Below are 17813 nucleotides of genomic sequence, written 5' to 3'. Positions count from 1 at the left end.
TATAGCTGGTGGCCGCACGGTCACGGGGTGAAAAGCGTGACAACGAGCGACTGCGCGACGGCCGTGCCCGTCGACGTGGAGCAGGTCGCCCACGACACGGTCGTGGCCCGGATCCGCCCCGACCTCGACGATCCGGTCTTCGCCGGACACTACCCCGGATTCCCGCTGCTGCCCGGGGTGCACATCTTCGAGTTCGTGTACCGGGCGGTGCGCGCCGTGGCCCCCGAGCTGGTGTTGACCGAGATCGTCAGCTGCCGTTTCCTGCTGCCCTTCCGGGGCGACGACGAACTCGTCATCACGATCCACCGCGACGGCGAACTGTGGCGGGGCGAGGTCGCCGTCGCCGCCGTGCCCGTCGCCGAGGTGTTGCTGCGCTTCGCGAGCGAGGAGTGACCGCCATGATGGGGATCGAGGAGATCAAACGGATCGTCCCGCACCGGCCACCGATGCTGCTGGTCGACCGGGTCACCGAGCTGGTGTCCCGGCGGCGGCTGGTGGGCTCCTTCACCGTCACCGGTGACCGGCCACTGCCGATGTCGCTGCTGCTGGAGTCCTGGGGGCAGGCGGCGCTGGTGCTGATCCGACACGACCGGCCGATGCCGGACGTGCTGACCGACGGCGTGCCGGTGGCCGGCGTCTTCGAACACATCCGGTTCGGCCGGCCGGTGCTGCCCGGGGAGACGGTGGAACACCGGGTCACCATGAACCGACTGGTCGCCGACACCGCCTTCGTCACCGGCGACAGCGTGGTCGGGGACACCGTGGTGCTGCGGGTCGGCCGGCTCGTCGGGGCGATGCGCTCGGTGGAGTCGCTGCGGGCGTCCCTCGACACGGCGAACCGCCAGGCGGCCGTGGTGGCGACCACCGGTCCGCAGGAACCCGCCGGGGCGGTGCCGGCGGCGACAGCCTCCGGGGCGACGCGGTGAGCGCCGGCGGGCGGCCCGTCGCCCTGGTCACCGGAGGCTCGCGGGGGATCGGCCGGGCGGTGGTCCGCCAGCTGGTTCGCGACGGCTACGACGTCGCCATGTGCTACCAGTCCAGCAAGGACGCCGCCGACGAGGTCGTCGCGGAGGCGACCCGGGACGGTGGGCGCGTCCTGGCGATGATGGTCGACGTTTCCGACGCCGCGGCGGTCCGGGACTTCGTGTCGACCACCGAGCGGGAACTGGGCGACCCCGACGCGGTGGTCAGCGTCGCCGGCATCATCCGGGACAGACCGCTGGCCCTGATGGCCGACGCCGACTGGCGCGCGGTCATGGGGGTGAACCTGGACGGCACCTACCACCTGTGCCGCGCGGTGATCCGCCGGATGATGCGCCGGCGCGCCGGGTCGATCGTCACGGTCTCCTCGGTGTCCGGGGTGGCCGGCAACCCGATGCAGACCAACTACTCCGCCTCGAAGGCCGGGGTCATCGGTTTCACGAAGGCGCTGGCGAAGGAGGTCGGCCGGTACAACATCCGGGCCAACGTGGTCGCGCCGGGCTACATCGACACCGACATGATCGCCGCGCTCTCCGACGAGCTGGAGACCGTCGCCCGGGACCGGGTGGCCCTGGGCCGGGTCGGGCGCAGCGAGGAGATCGCCGAGGTGGTCTCGTTCCTGCTCTCGTCGCGCGCCTCGTACCTGACCGGCCAGGTGATCACCGTGGACGGCGGCCTCGCGATGTGACCGGCCGCCGGCCGTCGCCGGTGACCCCGGAGTACCAGGGGCCGAGCAGCCGGGTCAGGAAGTCGGTGCGGTAGGCGTCCGCTCCGATCAGGATCCTGGCCCGGTTGCGGGCCACCCCGCGCAGGATGGCGCGGGCGGCGTGCTCCGGCGTGACGGCCACCGAGCGCTCGAAGTGCTCCCGGACCGCCTGGTAGTCGCGCAGCCCGTCGTTGCGGGCGTTGCGCATGATGTTCGTCCTGATCCGGCCCGGGTACACGCAGCTCACCCCGACCGGCACCCCGTCGGCCCGCAGTTCCCGCGCCACCGCCTCCGTGAAGCCCCGGACGGCGAACTTGGCGGCGTTGTACCCGCTCTGCATGGGTGCGCCGGCCAGCCCCAGCACGCTGGAGACGTTGACCAGACGGCCACGCGAGGCGGTCAGCAGCGGCAGGAACGCCCGGGTGCCGTGCACGACCCCCCAGAAGTCGACGTCCATCACCCATTCGAGGTCTTCCCAGGTCGCGTCGGTGACCGAGGCGAGCAGGGTCACCCCGGCGTTGTTGACGACCAGGTCGGCCCGGCCGAAGTCGGCCTCGACCCGCTCGGCGTGGGCCAGCACCGCGGCCCGGTCCGTCACGTCCAACCGGTAACCGTGCACCTGGCCCTCGAACGCCGCGCAGCGGCGTACGGTCTCCCGCAGCCCCTCGTCGTCCACGTCGGAGACGGCGAGTCCGGCGCCCCGGGCGGCCAGCTCGACGGCGAGCGCGCGGCCGATGCCGGAGCCGGCGCCGGTGACCACCGCCACCCGGTCAGTGAACTCTCTCATCCTGGCCCTTCCGATCGGTCTTCGGGCCTCGGCGGTCCGCGCCCGACGCAGGATTCCTCCGCCGGCTATGGCATTCCTATGCCGCGTCGATATGTAGAGAAGCTATGAGGCGGCAGCCCGAGCCTTTCTCCCGGCAGTCCTCGACACGGCTGCCGGCCGGGTTGACGAAGGGAGAACGATGTCGAGCATCTTCGGTTCGGCGATCACCGGGCTCGGCGCCTATCGGCCCACCCGCGTGGTCACCAACCCGGACATCGCACTGCGTACGAACGTGACGACGGAGTGGATCGAGGAGCGCACCGGGATCAAGACCCGGCACAGCGCCGGCCCGGGCGAGACCGTGCCGGTGATGTCGGCCGAGGCCGGCGCGAAGGCGCTGGCGATGGCGAACGTCGACCCGTCCGAGGTCGACCTGCTCATCCTGGCGACCGCCACCAAGCGGGACCGGATCCCGGGTGGTGCGCCGGAGGTCGCGCACCGCATTGGCATCCCGGCCACCGGCGCGTTCGACCTGAACGCCGCCTGCGCGGGCTTCGCCTACTCGGTGTCGGTCGCCTCCAACGCGGTGCGCCTCGGCGAGGCGCGCAACGTGCTGGTCATCGGCGCCGAGCACCTCACCGAGTTCATCGACCCCGAGGACCCGGCGACGTACGTCATCTTCGGCGACGGCGCGGGCGCCGCGGTGATCTCCCGCTCCGGAACCGAGGGCATCGGCCCCGTGGTCTGGGGCAGCGACGGCCGCCGGGCCCCGATCCTCGGCACGAAGTGGGCCAGGGACGGCAAGGAGTACGCCTCGATGAACGGGCCGCTGGTCTACCGGTGGTCCACCAAGAACATCCCCCCGGTCGCGCGGGAGGCCTGCGCCCGCGCCGGGATCGACCTGTCGGAGATCGACTGGTTCGTGCCGCACCAGGCGAACCTGCGGATCATCGAGCAGCTCGCCGAGATCCTGGAGATCCCGGAGGAGAAGGTCGCCCGGGACGTCATCGACACCGGGAACACCTCGGCGGCCTCGGTGCCGCTCGCCCTGAGCCGGCTGCACGAGAGCGGCCGGACCAAGCCCGGCGACAAGGCGCTGCTGCTCGGCTTCGGCGCCGGCCTCGCCTACGCCGGCCAGATCGTCCGGATGCCCTGAACACCCTCTGGAAAGGACACTGACATGACCGTTGACCAGGTGGCTGCCGACGTCGAGCAGCTGACCCGAAAGCTGATGACCGAGCAGCCGGACCGGCCGATCTCCGCCGACGACACCTTCGTGGACCTGGGCCTCGACTCGCTCAAGCTGGTCGACCTGCTAGGCGCCGCCGAGGTGCACTTCGACATCGAGGTGCCGGACGAGGAGGTCGGCAACTTCGTCCGCGTCCGGGACCTGACCGACTTCGTGCTCGCGGCCAAGTGAACGCCGGCGACGGGGACGCCCGGGAGCTGTCCGTCGGTCAGGCCGCGCAGTGGGCGCTGTACCGACTCGCGCCCGAGAGCTCGACCAGCAACGTGGTGACGGCCGTGCTCGCCGAGCCGGTCCTCGACATCGACGCGCTGCGGGCCGCCCTCGTCGCCGTGCAGGAACGGCACGACCTGCTCCGGTCCCGGTTCACCGAGACCGACGCGGGGCCGGTGCGGCTGGTGGACCCCCGCGGTCCGGGGGTGGTCGAGATCCGCGACGTCGGCGATGTGGACGACGCGACGCTGCGTACGCTGATCCACGCCGTCGGCGAGCGGCCGCTGCGGCTCGAAGACGACGGCCCCCTGCGGGCGGTGCTGCTGCGGCGGGGCACGGACTGCGCGCTGGTCCTGGTCATCCACCACATCGCCACCGACGGGCTCTCGCAGTACCTGATCTGGCGGGACCTCGGCGACGCGTACCGGGTGCTGCGGGGTGGGGGCACGGTCGACTGGCCGACGCGACCGAGCTACGACGAGTTCGTCGCGCGGGAGCAGGCCATGCTGGCCGGCCCCCGGCGCGCCGAACTGGCCGAGCACTGGGCCCGCACCTGCGCCGGGGCCACCGCCGCCACCCTGCCCACCGACCGGCCCCGCTCCGCCACCCGCTCGTACCGGGGTGCGGCCGTGGCGCGGATGCTGCCGGACGACGTCGCCCGGCAGGTACGCGCCACGGCCGCCGCCCTGGCGGTCACCCCGTTCAGCGTCCTGCTCGGCGTCTTCGAGGCGCTGCTGCACCGGTGCACCGGGCAGCGCGAGTTCACCATCGGCTGCCCGGTCTCGTTGCGGCGGGGACGGGCACTGCGGGAGGTGGTCGGGATGCTGGTGAATCCGGTCGTGCTGCGCTCGTCGTTCGCCCCGGACACCACGTTCGCGGCGGCGATCTCCGGCGCGGGACGGCAGCTCTCGGACGGGGTGGCGCGCGCCGCCTACCCGTTCCCCCTGGTCCAGGCGGCCCGCCGGGACCGGGACCCGCTGGTGCGGGTCACCATCACGCTGCTCACCCGGCAGCACGGCGACACCCTGTCCGACACCAGCAACGGATTCGTCGGGCACCGGGTCCGCCAGCTGGTGGTGCCGTACGACGAGGGGCAGTTCGACCTCGCCGTGACGATCCACCAGATGCCCGACCTGTCCCTGCGTACCGAGTTCAACTACGACAGGGACCTGCTCGACCGCGCCACCGTCGAGCGGCTCTTCGACCAGTACCTGGCCCTGCTCGGCGCGGCGTGCGCCGACCCGGCCGCGTCGGTGGCCGACGCCAGTCTCGCCGGCGACGCCGACGAGCGGCTGCTGCTCGAACTCGGCATGAGCTGAGCGGACCGCTCACCCGGCGCCCGTCGTCGACGCGGTGCCGCACTGCGCCCGCACGGTGGTTGCGGGCGACCTTCCGTCAGCCCGGAGAGGGGGTTGAAATGGATCAGGGAATTCTCTCCACGGTCGGCAACACGCCCCTGGTGCGCCTGGACCGGTTGTTTCCCGAGTTTCCCGCCCGGGCGTACGCGAAACTCGAACAGTTCAATCCGGGCGGGAGCATCAAGGACCGGGCGGCGCTGAACATGCTGCGCGGGAAGATCGAGTCCGGTGAACTGGTGCCGGGACGGTCCGTGGTGGTGGAGTCCAGCTCCGGCAACCTCGCCATCGGCCTGGCCCAGATCTGCGCGTACTTCGGCATCCGCTTCATCTGCGTGGTGGACCCGAAGACCACCCGGCAGAACCTGGCGGTGCTGGCCGCGTACCGGGCCGAGATCGACATGATCGAGCACCCCGACCCGGTGACCGGCGAGTACCTGGCGGTCCGGCGACGCCGGGTGCGCGAGCTGGTGGAGACCGTGCCCGGCGCCTACCGTCCGGACCAGTACACCAACCCGCTCAACGCCGGGGCGCAGCGGCAGACCATGGCCGAGATCATGACCGAGCTGGACGGGCGGGTCGACTACCTGTTCTGCTCCACCGGCACCTGCGGCACCCTGGTCGGCTGCGCGGACTACCTGCGCGAGAACGGCCACTCCACCCGCATCGTCGCCGTCGACGCCGTCGGCAGCGCGATCTTCGGCCACCCGCCCGCGCCCCGGCTGATCCCCGGGCACGGCGCGTCCGTGGTGCCCCCGCTGGCCGCCAACGCCCGCCCGGACGAGGTGCTGCACGTCTCCGACCTCGACTGCGTGGTCGGCTGCCGGCTGCTGGCCGTGCGGGAGGCCATCCTCGCCGGCGGCTCCTCCGGCGCGACGGTGGCCGCGCTGCGGCGCCGGATCGCGGACCTGCCCGCGGGCAGCACCAGCGTCCTGATCTTCCCGGACAACGGCGACCGCTACCTCGACACCATCTACTCCGATCGCTGGGTGACCGAACAGTTCGGCGAGGTCAGCCACCTGTGGAAGGGCGACAAATGCTGATCATCGGCCATGCCGTGGTCCGGGACGTGCTCGACGGCGACGAGGTCCGGGTCATCGACCTCGTCCGGCAGGCGTACCTGCTGCACGAGCAGGGCCGCACGAGCCTGCCGCACTCGGTCTTCCTGCGCTTCCCCGACGACGCCCGCAACCGCATCATCGGCCTGCCCGCGTACCTGGGCGCCGACCCGCCGGCCGCCGGCATGAAGTGGATCTCCTCGTTCCCGGCCAACATCGAACGGGGCCTGGACCGGGCCAGCGCCGCCATCGTGCTCAACTCGCTCGAGACCGGCCGGCCCGAGGCGGTCATCGAGGGATCGGTCGTCTCCGCCCGGCGGACCGCGGCCGGCGCGGCCCTCGCCGCGCAGCTGCTGACCGCCGAGCGTCCCCCGGACGGCCTGGCGCTGATCGGCTGCGGGCTGATCAACGAGCAGGTGCTGCGTTTCCTGACCGTGGCCCTGGCGCCGCCGGCCTCCCTGGTGCTCCACGACGCCGACCCGCGCCGGGCCGAGGCGTTCGCCGCCCGCGCGGCGGCCCTGCTGCCGGCCACGACGATCAGCGTGGCGGCGAGCGCCGAGCGGGCGCTGGCCGCCCACCGACTGGTCTCGATCGCCACCACCGCCAGCGAACCGCACCTGGAGCTGACGGCCTGCCAGCCGGAGAGCGTGGTGCTGCACCTGTCGCTGCGCGACCTGCACCCCCGGTCGGTGCTGGCGGCCCGCAACGTCGTCGACGACCCCGACCACGTGTGCCGCGAGCGCACCTCGCTGCACCTCGCCGAGCAGCTCACCGGCGGCCGGGACTTCATCCACACCACCATCGGCCGGCTGGCCGGCGGTGCGGCACTGCCCCCCGCTGACGTGCCCGGGCCGGTGGTGGTCTCGCCGTTCGGGCTGGGCGTGCTGGACATCGCGCTGGCCGAACACGTCCGCCGCGCGGCGGCCGAGCGCGGCCTCGGCGTGCGGATCGACGACTTCACACCCGTAGCGGCCGCCGCCGTGGCGGCCGCCGAACCCACGAGGGAGACGACATGAGCGACGACGACCGCAGCTACCTGGTGGTGCTCAACGACGAGGAGCAGTACTCGATCTGGTGGAGCGACCGGGCGCTGCCGGCCGGCTGGCGTGCCGAGGGCACCGAGGGCACCCGTGAGCAGTGCCTCAGCCGGATCAACGAGCTCTGGACCGACATGCGGCCGAAGAGCCTGCGCCTGCGGATGGACGGCGCGTCCGTCTGACGGACCCCCGGCAGGCGTGACCCCCGGCCGTCCGCGATCGACCCCCACCCCGGAGGAGCACCCCGATGAGCACCCCTTCGTCCACCCTGCCGGCCGCCGGAGCGGGCACGGCCGACCCCGTCGTCCTGCCGGACCTGATCGCCCGCCAGGCCGCGGCGACGCCCGACGCGACCGCGGTGCTCGCCGGCGACGTCCGGGTCGGCTACGCCGAGCTGGACCGGCGCGCCAACCAGCTCGCCCGGCACCTCGTCGGGCTGGGCGTCGGTCCCGAGTCGACGGTCGGCGTGCACCTGCGCCGGGGCGTCGACCTCGTGGTCGCCCTGCTCGGGGTGTGGCGGGCCGGCGGCGCGTACCTGCCGCTGGACCCGGCGCACCCGGTGGACCGGCGGCGGTGGATCGTCGCCGACACCGGGGTGAACGTCGTGCTCACCCAGGCCGACCTGCGCGACGACGGGCTGGCCGGGCCGTCGCACGTGGTCTGCCTGGACGCCGACCGGTCCCGGATCGAGGCCGGGCCGGACACCGCGCCGCCGGTACGGATCGATCCCGACAACGCCGCGTACGTCATCTACACCTCCGGCTCGACCGGCCGCCCCAAGGGCGTGGTCGTCACCCACGGGGCCATCGGCAACCGGGTGGCCTGGACGGTCCGCCAGCACGGCCTGTCGCCGGCGGACCGGGTGTTGCAGAAGACCGCGGTGAGCTTCGACGCGGCCGGTTGGGAGTTCTTCGCCCCGCTGATCTGCGGGGCGACGGTGGCGCTCGCCCCGGACGGCGCCGAACGCGACCCGGCCGCCCTGGTGGCGGCGGTCATCCGGACCGGGGCCACCGTGCTCCAGGGCGTGCCGTCGGTGCTGAACCTGGTGACGGAGGAGCCGGACTGGCCGAGGTGCACCTCGCTGCGGCTGGTCTTCTCCGCCGGCGAGCCGCTGCACGCCGAGCTGTGCCAGCGGCTCGCGGCGGTGCCCGGGGTGCGGGTCTGGAACACCTACGGCCCGACCGAGTGCGCCATCGACGTCACCGCCCAGCAGGTCGACCTGGCCCAGCGCACCGGCCCGGTGCCGATCGGCCGGCCGCTGGACAACCTGCGCCTGCAGGTGCTGGACGCCAACCGGCGGCCGGTGCCGATCGGCGTGGTCGGCGACCTCTACGTCGGCGGGGCCGGGCTCGGCCGCGGCTACCTCGGCCGCCCCGACCTGACCGCCGAGCGGTTCGTCCCCGACGAGTACGGGCCGCCCGGCGCGCGGCTCTACCGCACCGGCGACCAGGTCCGGTGGCGCTCGGACCGCAGCCTGGAGTTCGTCGGCCGCACCGACGACCAACTCAAGATCAATGGGGTGCGGATCGAGCCGGGCGAGGTGGAGGCCGCGCTGGCCGCCCACCCCGACGTCCGGCGGGCGGTGGTCGTCGGCTTCGCCGAACCCGGCGGCAGCCCCCGGCTGGCCGCGTACGTCGCCAGCCGCCGCCCACTGACCGCCGCGCAGCTGCGCTCCTTCCTGACCGACCGGCTGCCCGAGCCCCTGGTGCCGGCCGTGTTCGTGCCGGTGGCGGAGTTTCCGCTCACCACCGGCGGCAAGGTGGACCGGGCGGCGCTGCCGCCGGTGGAGACCGCCGACCGCACGGCCTACCTGGCCCCGCGTACCGACGCCGAGCGACTGGTCGCCCGGCTCTGGCAGGAGCTGCTCGGCGTCGAGCGCGTCGGCGTGCACGACGACCTCTTCCAGCTCGGCGGGTCGTCGCTGGTGACCGTCCGCCTCGCCAGCCGGCTCGCCGCCGAGTCGGGCGTACGGATCGGGCTGCGGGACCTGCTGGCGGCGAGCACCGTCGAGGCGCAGGCCGCCCTGCTGACCGACGACGCCCCCGCGACGTCGGCGGTGGTCCCCGTGCCCCGTACGGGCGCGCTGCCGCTCTCCCCGGCCCAGCGGCGGCTGTGGCTGCTGGACCAGCTGCACCCGGGCAGCCCCGAGTGGGTGGTGCCGCTCTACCTGCGCCTGCCCGGCTCGCTGGCGCCCGACACCGTACGGGCGGCGCTGGCCGCGCTCGAGGCCCGGCACGAGGCGCTGCGCACCCGCTACCTGACCCGCGACGGCGAGCCGCAGCAGCGCGTCGACCCGCCCGGCCCCGTCGAGCTCACGGTCGTCGACGCGGCCGAGGCCCCGCTCGTCGACCTCGTGGACGCGCAGCTGCGCCAGGGCTTCGACCTGCGTACCGGGCCGCTGTGGCGGGCCACCCTGGTCACCTCGGCCGGCGCGGACCACCTGCTGCTCGTGGCACTGCACCACATCGCCTCCGACGCGAGCACCGCCGCGCTCCTGGAGCGCGACCTGCGGGAACTCTGCGCGGCGGGGGCCGCCGGCCGGGAGCCCGACCTGCCGGAACTGACGGTGCACTACGCCGACTACGCGACCTGGCAGCACCGGTACCTCACCGACGAGCTGGTCGAGCGGGAACTCGGCTTCTGGCGCGAGCACCTGGCCGGAGTGCCCGAGCTGGCCCTCCCGCTGGACCGGCCCCGGCCGTCCGAACGCGACCCGCGCGGCGCGCACGTCGAGTTCGAGGTGCCCGCGGAGCTCGCGCAGCAGCTGACCACGCTCGGCCGGAGCTGCTCGGCGACCCCGTTCATGACCATGCTGGCGGGCTTCGCCACGCTGCTGGCCCGCTACAGCGGGCAGTGGGACGTCGCCGTCGGCGCGCCCACCTCCGGCCGGCGGCCCGCCGAGGCGGAACAGGTCGCCGGGGTGTTCCTCAACCCCGTGGTGGTGCGCTGCACCCTGGACCCGTCCGCGCCGTTCGAGGCGGCCCTGCGGGCCGTCCGGTCGCAGGCCCTGGCCGCCCTCGCCCACCAGGACCTGCCCTTCGAGCGGGTCGTCGACGACCTCGTCGACGTGCGTGACCTCTCCCGTACCCCGCTCTACCAGGTGATGCTCAACGTGCAGGAGGGCGGCATCACCGGCCAGTCGACCGACGACGAGACGCTGCTGGAAGCCCTGCGCCGGGCGGCCCGGGTCGCCAAGACCGACCTCACCATGCACGTCTGGCCCCGCCCGGACGGCACCCTGGCCGGCAGCCTGGAGTACGCCACCGCCCTGTTCGACGAGCCCACCGTCCGGCGGATGGCCGAGCACTTCGTCCGGCTGCTCGCCGCGGCCGTGGCCGAGCCGGCGACCCCGCTCGACGACCTCGACCTGCTCACGCCCGACGAGCGTCAGCTGCTCCTGCACGAGGTGCACGGGCCCACCATGCCCCGCACCGCCGCCACTGTCTGCGACCTCTTCGAGGCCCAGCGCCGCCGGACGCCCGACGCGGTGGCGCTGCGGCACGGCGACCTCACCACCACCTACGCGGCGCTGGACGACCGGGCCAACCAGTTCGCCCACCACCTGCGGCACGCGGGCGTCGCCCGGGGCGCGGTGGTGGCCGTCCTGCTGGACCGGGGCGTCGACCTGGTCGCGGCGATCCTCGGCACCTGGAAGGCGGGAGCGGCCGTCCTGCCGCTCGACCCGTCGTACCCCGCCGGGCGGATCGCGCACATGCTCGCCACCGCCGGCGTGCGGCTGGGCGTCACCCAGGCGGCGTACGCGCCCCGGTTCACCGTGCCGACCCTGCACGTGGACACCCACCGGCTGATGGTCTGCGCCGGCCCCACCGACCGGCCGGAGCGCGACACCGACCCGGCCGAGACGGCGTACGTGCTGTTCACCTCCGGCTCGACCGGCCGCCCCAAGGGCGTGCTGCTGCCGCACCGGGCGGTGACCAACTTCCTCGCCTGCGCCGTCGAGACCGAGGCACTCGGCGACCGGGGTACGCGCGCGGGGCAGGGCGACGGCGCGCCGCTGTTCACCACCATCGCCTTCGACCTGTCCATTCCCAACCTGTTCAGCCCGCTGGTCTCGGGACAGTCGGTGACCCTGCTGCCCGCCGCCCTCGACATCGCCGAGCTGGGCGCCCTGCTCGTCAAGGCCGGCCCGTTCGACCGCTTCATCATGACCCCGCCGCACCTGGAACTGCTCACCGAACAGCTCGACGACGAGCAGGCGGGCCAGCTCTCCGGTCTGATCTGGACGGCCGGGGCGGCGCTGCGCGGGGAGATCGCCAACCGGTGGCTGGACCGGCTCGGGCCGGGCGGCCTCACCAACAGCTACGGGCCGACCGAGACCACCGTGATCATGACGGCCCACCCGGTCGAGACGCCGCAGACCACCGACATCGTGCCGATCGGCCGGGCGATGGCGAACACCACCGTCCGGGTGCTCGACGACGCGCTGCGGCTGCTGCCGGTCGGCGTGGTCGGTGAGCTGTGCATCGGCGGGGAGTGCCTGGCCACCGGCTACGCCGGCCGGCCGGACCTGACCGCCGAGAAGTTCGTGCCCGACCCGTACGGGCCGCCCGGCAGCCGGCTCTACCGCAGCGGGGACCTGGTCCGGATGCGCCCCGACGGGGTGATGGACTTCGTCGGCCGCGTCGACGACCAGGTCAAGGTACGCGGCTACCGCATCGAACTCGGCGAGATCCGCGCGGTCGTCGAGGAACACCCCGGCGTGGCCCAGTGCGTGGTCATCGTCCACGAGGACCGGCTGGTCGCCTTCCACCGGGGCGAGGCGCCCGACCTGGCCGCGCACTGCGCCCGGCTGCTGCCCGACTACATGACGCCCAGCCTGCTCGTGCCGGTGGCCGAGATCCCGCTCAACGCCAACGGCAAGGTGGACCGCGCCGCCCTGCTCGCCCTGCTCTCCCGCGCGGTGTCGACCGGTGCGGCCGGCGCCGAGGACGCCCTCGTCGCGCCGCGCACCGTCGTCGAGGAACGCCTCTGCGAGATCTGGAGCGACCTGCTGGGCGTGCCCGTCGGCGTACGGCACAACTTCTTCGCCATGGGCGGGCACTCCGTCCTCGCGGGCCGGCTGGTCGCCAGCCTCCAGGAGGAGTTCGACCTCGACGTGTCGCTCCGGCTCGTCTTCGAGCACCCGACCGTCGAGGCGATGGCGGGCGCGGTGGAGGACCTCATCCGGGCCGAGGTGGACGCGCTTTCCGACGCCGACCTGACCGAAGACCTGCGGCAGACCAAGGAGTACCAGGCATGACCTCGACCGCGAACCAGCCGAACCTGCGCGAGGCGTTCGTCCAACGCCGGCTGGCGGGCCGGGCCGCCGGCCGGCGCGCCGGGATCCCGACCGTCGACCGCTCGGGCGACCTGCCGCTCTCCTTCGGCCAGCAGCAGATGTGGTTCCTCAACCGGCTGGACCCCACCAGCCCGGAGTACCTGGTCTCCTCGGCGCTGCGGCTGCGCGGGCCGCTGGACGGGGCCGCGCTGGCCCGGGCGTGGGACGCCCTGATCGCCCGGCACGAGATCCTGCGCACCCGCTACGCCATGGCCGACCTGACGCCCGTGCAGGTCGTCGACGAGCCCCGCCCGCGGGAGCTGCCGCTGGTCGACCTCTCCGGGGTGGCCGAGGCCGAACGGGAGGACCGGGCCACCGAGGCGATGACCGAGCTGGCCGCCACCGGCTTCGACCTGGCCACCGAGTGGCCGGTACGGGCGACGCTGCTGCGGCTCGGCCCCACCGAGCACCTGCTGGTGCTGGTGCTGCACCACATCGCCTGCGACGCGCCCTCCACGGCGGTGCTCCTCGGCGACCTGGCCGAGCTGTACGGCGCGTACGTCCGGGGTGAGCGGTCGCCGCTGAAGCCGCCGGCGGTCCAGTTCGCCGACTTCGCGGCGTGGCAGCGCGACCGGCTGCGCGGCGAGCTGCTGGAGCGGCACCTGGAGCACTGGCGCGACCGGCTCGCCGGCCTCGCCCCGCTGGAGCTGCCCGCCGACCGGCCCCGGCCTCGCGTACGCGACTGGCGGGGCGCCTCGGTGCCGTTCGCGCTCTCCGCCGACCTCTCCGCCGCGCTGCGGGAGATCGCCCGCGACGCGGAGACCACCCTCTTCGTCACCCTGCTGACCGCCTTCCAGGCGCTGCTGTCGCGCCACACCGGCCGCACCGACATCCCCGTGGGCAGCGTGACGTCGGTACGCGACCGCGCCGAGCTGCGCAACCTGGTCGGGTACGGCATCGACAACCTCGTCCTGCGGGGCAGCTGGACGGGGGACCCGTCCTTCGCCGACCTGCTGCGCGCCAACCGCGCCACGGTGCGGGACGCCTTCGCGCACGCCGACGTGCCGTTCGCCCTGCTGGTCGACGAGCTCGAACCGGAGCGGGACCTCTCCCGCACGCCGCTCTACCAGGTCGCCTTCACCCTCGGCGACGACGCTCCCGGCGGCACCTGGCCGGCCGGCCTCGCCGCCGAGACGCTCTGGCTGCCCACCCGGGTCGCCAAGGTCGACCTCCAGCTGCACGTCGTCGAGGGCGCCGACGGCCGGCTGCGCGGGCACCTGGAGTACGCCACCGCGCTCTTCGACGAGGCCACGGTGCGGCGGCTGGCCGAACACCTCGGCCGGCTGCTGGAGCACGTCGGCGCCGACCCGCACGCCCGGATCTCCGCGCTGCGCATCCTCGACGCCGCCGAGCTGGCCGCGGCGACGCCCGCGCCGGTGCGCCCCGCCGCGCCGGTGACCGGCACCGTGCACGGCGCCTTCGCCGCCACCGCCGCCGCCCACGCGGGCGCGACCGCCGTCGTGGCCGGCGCGACGCGCCTGACGTACGCCGAACTGGACGCCACCGCGAACCGGCTGGCGCACGACCTGCGGGCCCTCGGCGCGGGCCCGGAACGGCTGGTCGCGGTCTGCCTGGACCGCGGCGCGGAACTGGTGCCCACCCTGCTGGGCGTGCTGAAGTCCGGGGCGGCGTACCTGCCGGTGGAGCCGGGCGTCCCCGCCGACCGGCTCGAGTTCATGCTCGCCGACGCGGGCGCGCGGATCGTGGTGACCACCGGGACCCACCGGGCCCGGTTCGCCGACTTCGACGGCACCGTGGTGGTGCTCGACGACCCCGAGCACGCCGGGCGGATCGCCGGGCGGCCCGGCACCGACCCGGGCGTCGCCGTCGACCCCGAGAACCTGATCTACGTCATCTACACCTCCGGCTCGACCGGCCGCCCCAAGGGCGTCTTCCTGACCCACGCCAACGTGCTGCGCCTGATGACCGTGGTCCAGGACGACCTGAACTTCGGCCCCGCCGACGTGTGGCCGCTGTTCCACTCCTACGCCTTCGACGTGTCGGTGTGGGAGCTGTGGGGCGCCCTGCTGTACGGCGGCCGGCTCGTGGTGGTGCCCCGCGAGGTCACCCGTTCCCCGGGCGACCTGCTCGACCTGCTGGTCGACGAGCAGGTCACGGTGCTCAACCAGACCCCGACGGCGTTCCGCGGCCTGGTGGGGCTGGCCCGCGACGGCGACCCCCGCGTCGACCGGCTCGCGCTGCGCGCGGTCGTCTTCGCCGGCGAGAAGCTCGAGTACGCCGACCTCGGCCCCTGGGTGGCCCGGCGCGGGCTGGCCGCGCCCCGGCTGCTGAACCTCTACGGCATCACCGAGATCACGGTGCACGCCACCTACTACGAGGTGGGCCCGGAGGACCTGGCCGGCGCCGCCAACCCGATCGGCGTCCCGCTGGCCGACCTGAGCATCCACCTGCTCGACGCGTACGGCAACCCGGTGCCGGTCGGCGTCACCGGCGAGATCCACGTCGGCGGGCCCGGCGTGGCCCGGGGCTACCTGAACCGGCCCGAGCTGACCGCCCAGCGGTTCGTGCCCGACCCGTTCGGGCCGCCCGGCGCCCGGCTCTACCGCAGCGGCGACCTGGCCCGCCGGCGCGCCGACGGCAGCCTGGAGTTCGTCGGCCGCATCGACGACCAGGTGAAGATCCGGGGCTACCGGGTCGAGCTGGGCGAGATCGAGGCCGCCATCGCGGCCCTGCCCGGGGTACGCGAGGCCGTGGTCGTCGTCCGCGAGGACACCCCCGGCGACCGGCGGCTGGTGGCGTACTCGGTCGTCGACGAGCAGGCGGAACTGCCCCGGCCGGGGCAGGTGCGCGCCGCGCTGGCCCGCACCCTGCCCGAGTACATGATCCCGTCGGCGTTCGTGCCGCTGGCCCGGCTGCCGCTGACCGTCAACGGCAAGCTCGACAAGCGGGCGCTGCCCGCCCCCGACCGTACGCTGACCGCCACCGACCGGCCCTACGTGGCGCCGCGTACCGAGGTGGAGGAGCGGCTCGCCGCGATCTGGGCCGAGCTGCTCGGCCTGGAGCGGGTCGGCGTCGAGGACGGCTTCTTCGACGTCGGCGGCGACTCGATCCGCGCCGTCGCGCTCGCCGGGGCCATCCGGGCCGCCGGCCTCGACGTGCAGGTGCGCGACCTCTTCGAGCGGCGCACCATCGCCGAGCTGGCGGAGTTCCTCACCGGCCGCCCCGCCCCGGCCGCCCAGGAGCCGGCCGTCGCGCCGTTCGCCCTGATCGGCGAGGCCGACCGCGCCGCGCTGCCCGACGGCGTCGTCGACGCGTACCCCTGCACCCAGGTGCAGCTCGGCATGCTCGCGGAGATGCTCGCCGACGAGCACAACCACTACCTCAACGCCACCACCTACCGCATCCCCGACGCCGGCGAGTTCTCCCTCGACGCGTTCCGGGAGGCCGCCGCGCTGCTGGTGCGCCGGCACGAGGTGCTGCGTACGTCGTTCGACCTGACCGGCTACTCGGTGCCGATGCAGCTCGTGCACGCCACCGCCGAGATGCCCGTCGGCATGGACCGGGCGCGCGCCACCGACCGGGCCGGCCTGGAGCGGGAGCTGCGCGACTTCATCGCCGCCGAAAGGGCCGAGATGTTCGACCTCGCCCGGCCGGCGCTGTTCCGGCTGCACGCGCGGGTCTGCGCGGACGGCAGCTGGTGGCTCACCCTCACCGAGTGCCACCCCATCATGGACGGCTGGAGCTACCACTCGCTCATGATGGAGCTGGTCGGCGCGTACCACCGGATCCGCGACGGGCTGCCGGTCGAGCCGCGCCCGGAGCCGCCGGTGCGCTTCGCCGACGCGGTCGCCGCCGAGCTGCGCTCCACCGCCGAGGGGACGGACCGCGCCTTCTGGCACGACCGGGTCGCCGGCCGGGACCGGTTCGTGCTGCCCGAGGGCTGGGGCGATCCGACCGCCGAGGCGGGCGCCCAGTACGACCACTGGGTGCCGCTGCACGACCTGGAGCCGGGCCTGCGGGCGCTGGCCCGCCAGACCGGCGTGCCGTTCAAGTCGGTGATGCTGGCCGCGCACCTGAAGGTGATGAGCCAGCTGACCGACGCGGAGTCGTTCTTCACCGGACTGGTGTGCAACATCCGCCCCGAGGTCGCCGGGGCCGACCGCGTCTACGGCATGCACCTGAACACGGTGCCGTTCGTGCACGACACGGGCGCGCGGACCTGGCGGGAGCTGATCGCACGGACGTTCGCCGGGGAACTGGAGGCGTGGCCGCACCGCCGGTACCCGCTCCCGGTGCTCCAGCGCGAGGTCGGCGACGGCGGCCGGATGCTCGACGTCCGGTTCAGCTTCCACGACTTCCACCAGATCGACACCGATGAGATCGACTACGCCGACTCGATCGACGACAGCCCCAACGAGTTCCCGCTCGGCGTGATCAGCCGGCTCGGCTTCCTCACGCTGGAGGCCAACCTTCGCCACCTCGGCGTGCCGCAGGTCGCCCGCCTCGGTGGCATGTACCGGGCGGTGTTGGAGGCGATGGTGGCCGATGTGGATGGTGACGCGTCGGTGGTGTGTCTGCCGGCGGGTGAGGTGTCGGTGCTGCTGGCCGACGGGGTGTCGGTGGTGGCGCCGGTGTCGCGTTCGGTGCTGGACGAGTTCGAGGCGCGGGTGGCGGAGGTGCCGTCGGCGGAGGCGGTGTCGGTGCCGGGCGGCGCGGGGATCGACTTCGTGGGCCTGGACGCCCGGGCCGGGCAGGTCGCCCGCTGGCTGGCCGCCCGGGGTGTGGGTGCCGGTGCGGTGGTGGGTGTGCTGTTGGACCGGGGTGTGGAGTTGGTGGCGTCGATGTTGGGGGTGTGGAAGGCGGGGGCGGCGTTCGTGCCGGTGGATCCGTCGTATCCGCCGGGTCGCATCGCGGCGATGCTCGCCGACGCGGGTGCCCGGGTCGCGGTCACCTCGCAGCGGTACGCCGACCGGTTCGCCCCGGTCGGGGTGCAGGTGGTGCGCGTCGAGGAGATCGCCGAGACGGACGCACCGCTGCCGGCCCGCGCCACGGATCTCGACGAGTTGGCGTATGTGATTTTCACGTCGGGGTCGACGGGGCGGCCGAAGGGTGTGCAGGTGTCGCACCGGGGGTTGGCGAATCATGTGCGGTG

12 protein-coding genes are annotated in these 17813 nt (G+C 74.0%); 11 read left to right on the top strand and 1 reads right to left on the bottom strand.

Annotation, left to right across the window (positions count from 1 at the left end; genetic code table 11):
- Positions 1-36: 36 nt before the first annotated feature.
- The 3 genes from ACGFIG_RS29985 to fabG are packed head-to-tail and all read left to right on the top strand — an operon-like array spanning position 37 to position 1669.
- On the top strand, positions 37-393 hold the full coding sequence (locus tag ACGFIG_RS29985) for a hypothetical protein (protein WP_393008609.1): 357 nt from the start codon (positions 37-39) through the stop codon (positions 391-393).
- Between the two features lie 5 nt (positions 394-398).
- Positions 399-926: a 3-hydroxyacyl-ACP dehydratase FabZ family protein gene (locus ACGFIG_RS29980; protein WP_393008607.1), complete on the top strand. Its 528-nt coding sequence runs from the start codon at positions 399-401 to the stop codon at positions 924-926.
- Positions 923-1669 carry a 3-oxoacyl-ACP reductase FabG gene (gene fabG, locus ACGFIG_RS29975; RefSeq protein ID WP_393008605.1) on the top strand — a complete coding sequence of 249 codons (747 nt, stop codon included), beginning with the start codon at positions 923-925 and terminating at the stop codon, positions 1667-1669. The genes ACGFIG_RS29980 and fabG overlap by 4 nt, the downstream gene beginning before the upstream one ends.
- Here the strand turns inward: fabG and ACGFIG_RS29970 are convergent.
- Positions 1641-2474: an SDR family NAD(P)-dependent oxidoreductase gene (locus ACGFIG_RS29970; protein WP_393008603.1), complete on the bottom strand. Its 834-nt coding sequence runs from the start codon at positions 2472-2474 to the stop codon at positions 1641-1643. The two genes, fabG and ACGFIG_RS29970, sit on opposite strands and share 29 nt — an antisense overlap.
- Before the next feature lie 187 nt (positions 2475-2661).
- Between ACGFIG_RS29970 and ACGFIG_RS29965 the strand changes: the two genes are divergently transcribed.
- From ACGFIG_RS29965 to ACGFIG_RS29930, 8 genes are all read left to right on the top strand, one after another.
- Positions 2662-3609, top strand: a complete 948-nt coding sequence (locus ACGFIG_RS29965) for a beta-ketoacyl-ACP synthase III (protein ID WP_393008647.1) — start codon at positions 2662-2664, stop codon at positions 3607-3609.
- A gap of 24 nt (positions 3610-3633) precedes the next feature.
- Positions 3634-3873: an acyl carrier protein gene (locus ACGFIG_RS29960; protein ID WP_393008601.1), complete on the top strand. Its 240-nt coding sequence runs from the start codon at positions 3634-3636 to the stop codon at positions 3871-3873.
- Positions 3870-5231 carry a condensation domain-containing protein gene (locus ACGFIG_RS29955; RefSeq protein ID WP_393008599.1) on the top strand — a complete coding sequence of 454 codons (1362 nt, stop codon included), beginning with the start codon at positions 3870-3872 and terminating at the stop codon, positions 5229-5231. Before ACGFIG_RS29960 ends, ACGFIG_RS29955 begins: the two co-directional genes overlap by 4 nt.
- A 98-nt stretch (positions 5232-5329) precedes the next feature.
- On the top strand, positions 5330-6310 hold the full coding sequence (sbnA, locus tag ACGFIG_RS29950) for a 2,3-diaminopropionate biosynthesis protein SbnA (RefSeq protein WP_393008598.1): 981 nt from the start codon (positions 5330-5332) through the stop codon (positions 6308-6310).
- Positions 6304-7341 (top strand): 2,3-diaminopropionate biosynthesis protein SbnB, encoded by a 1038-nt coding sequence (gene sbnB, locus ACGFIG_RS29945; RefSeq protein WP_393008596.1) that lies wholly within the window; start codon positions 6304-6306, stop codon positions 7339-7341. The genes sbnA and sbnB overlap by 7 nt, the downstream gene beginning before the upstream one ends.
- Positions 7338-7544, top strand: coding sequence for an MbtH family NRPS accessory protein (locus tag ACGFIG_RS29940; RefSeq protein ID WP_091630399.1), 207 nt, complete (start codon positions 7338-7340; stop codon positions 7542-7544). The genes sbnB and ACGFIG_RS29940 overlap by 4 nt, the downstream gene beginning before the upstream one ends.
- A gap of 65 nt (positions 7545-7609) precedes the next feature.
- Positions 7610-12622: an amino acid adenylation domain-containing protein gene (locus tag ACGFIG_RS29935; protein ID WP_393008594.1), complete on the top strand. Its 5013-nt coding sequence runs from the start codon at positions 7610-7612 to the stop codon at positions 12620-12622.
- The coding region (locus ACGFIG_RS29930; protein ID WP_393008592.1) for an amino acid adenylation domain-containing protein at positions 12619-17813 on the top strand (5195 nt) is incomplete at its 3' end. The genes ACGFIG_RS29935 and ACGFIG_RS29930, both read left to right, overlap by 4 nt.

Origin of the sequence: Micromonospora sp. NPDC049048 (genome assembly GCF_043197615.1) — a bacterium.
Taxonomy (GTDB): Bacteria; Actinomycetota; Actinomycetes; order Mycobacteriales; family Micromonosporaceae; genus Micromonospora.
This window is presented reverse-complemented; position numbering and strand designations above follow the sequence as displayed.